Origin of the sequence: Roseinatronobacter domitianus, from assembly GCF_023336755.1 — a bacterium.
GTDB lineage: Bacteria > Pseudomonadota > Alphaproteobacteria > Rhodobacterales > Rhodobacteraceae > Roseinatronobacter > Roseinatronobacter domitianus.
Genome location: NZ_JALZWP010000050.1, coordinates 1 through 1228, shown reverse-complemented (window position 1 = coordinate 1228; position 1228 = coordinate 1). Strand labels below are relative to the sequence as shown.

Below are 1228 nucleotides of genomic sequence, written 5' to 3'. Positions count from 1 at the left end.
GACCATATCGAGCACGTCGTGCTGTGCATAGAAGTTCTCTTCAGCCTCTGCTGGCGGGATGTTTCCGATGGGGCCAAGCAGGCGCCGGTTGTTGAACCAGTCGACCCAGCCGAGGGTAGCCATTTCCAGATCCTGCATGTTGCGCCACGGGCCCTGACGATGAACGAGCTCGGTTTTGTAGAGCCCGTTTATAGTTTCAGCGAGGGCGTTGTCGTAGGAATCCCCGACGCTGCCGACCGATGGTTCAATGCCTGCTTCGGCCAAACGCTCGGTATAGCGAATGGATAAATATTGCCCGCCGCGATCCGAGTGATGGATCAATCCCCCTTTCTGAACAGGCCGCCGATCATACAGGGCCTGTTCAAGAGCATCGAGGACAAAGTCCGTTTTGGCAGACCGCGAGACCCGCCATCCGACGATGCGATCAGCGAATGTGTCGATGACGAAGGCCACATAGACAAAACCCTGCCATGTCGACACGTAGGTAAAGTCGCTGACCCATAGCAGATTTGGGGCTGGTGCCCGGAATACACGATTCACCTTGTCACGCGGACAGGGCGCTGACGTGTCAGGAACTGTTGTTTTGACCACCTTTCCACGCACGGCACCACGGATGCCGATCTGTTTCATCAGTCGCTCAACAGTGCATCGCGCCAGTTCAAAGCCCTCGCGCTTCAGCTGATGCCACGCCTTGCGCACCCCGTAGACCTGATAATTCTCATCCCAGACCCGTTTGATTTCTGGACGCAACTCTGTGTCGCGCTGATGCCGCGCCGAAGCTTTGGACGGATCAGCGAGGCATGCCAGGTGGTGGTAATATGTCGACGGCGCAATCGGCAGCACTCTGCAGATCGACTCGACGCCGTAGACAACGCGCTGATCTTCAATGAAGGCGATCATCGCTTCAGTGGGCGGTCGAGTTCCGCCTGCGCAAAATATGCTGACGCCTTGCGCAGGATCTCATTTGCCTGGCGCAGCTCCCGGTTTTCACGTTCCAGCGCCTTGATCCGGTCGCGTTCCTCGGTCGTGACGCCGTCGCGCATGCCACTGTCCTTCTCAGCCCGTTTGACCCATCCGCTCAAGGTCTGGGGAATACAGCCGATCTTAGGTGCAATGGCCGCAATCGCGCCCGCCTGCGTTTCGTATGAGCCTTGATGCTCGAACACCATCCGGACCGCCCGTGCGCGGACCTCGGGTGAGTAGCGATTTGCCATTTTGCTTTTTGTCA

Annotated in this window: 1 protein-coding gene and 1 other annotated feature; the gene reads right to left on the bottom strand. The window is 57.8% G+C overall.

The window, feature by feature from the left end:
- Positions 1-1214 (bottom strand): IS3 family transposase gene (locus M3N55_RS16655; RefSeq protein ID WP_249060978.1). Its coding sequence is split into 2 segments (ribosomal slippage), with 1215 coding nucleotides annotated over them: positions 1-935 and positions 935-1214; the frame shifts between segments, so codons are not numbered across the junction. This gene is flagged as partial in the annotation.
- Positions 826-942: a sequence feature (AL1L pseudoknot), on the bottom strand. It overlaps the preceding gene by 117 nt.
- Positions 1215-1228: the final 14 nt, after the last annotated feature.